Annotated in this window: 1 protein-coding gene; it reads right to left on the bottom strand. The window is 56.6% G+C overall.

Going from position 1 to position 433, the window contains the following annotated elements:
• Window positions 1–433: transporter substrate-binding domain-containing protein (locus EOA29_RS40185; RefSeq protein ID WP_127222594.1), on the bottom strand; the 433-nt coding region annotated here is incomplete at both ends.

Raw genomic sequence — 433 nt, 5'->3', positions numbered from 1 at the left:
CCGTCGACGCGCCCCGCGGTAAGATCGAGCTTCAGGTTGTCGAGACTGTCATAGCTGCGAATGGTCACGACATCGCCGAGGAGTTGTTTCACAACAGCCTCCGAATTCGACGAACGAAGCACACCAATGGCTTTGCCGTTGAGGGTGGACCTGAGCCGCTCGATGGTTGCCTTCTCCTTGTCCCCGACCGTCGAAAGGTTGACTTTCTCTTTGGTGTCGCCGGCATCGAGCCCAAGCTCTTTGCGCACGACGAACTGGTTGTAGCCGCTAGCATATGGGCTGGAGAATGCGATCTGCTGCTTGCGCTTCTCCGTGATCGCCATGCCGGACATGATGACATCGTATTTCCCGACGAGCAGCGCGGGGATGATCCCGTCCCAATCCTGCGCCACGAAGCTACATTTGATTTTGATGCGATTGCACAGTTCAAGAC

This window comes from Mesorhizobium sp. M1E.F.Ca.ET.063.01.1.1 (assembly GCF_003998155.1).
Taxonomy (GTDB): Bacteria; Pseudomonadota; Alphaproteobacteria; order Rhizobiales; family Rhizobiaceae; genus Mesorhizobium.
This window is presented reverse-complemented; position numbering and strand designations above follow the sequence as displayed.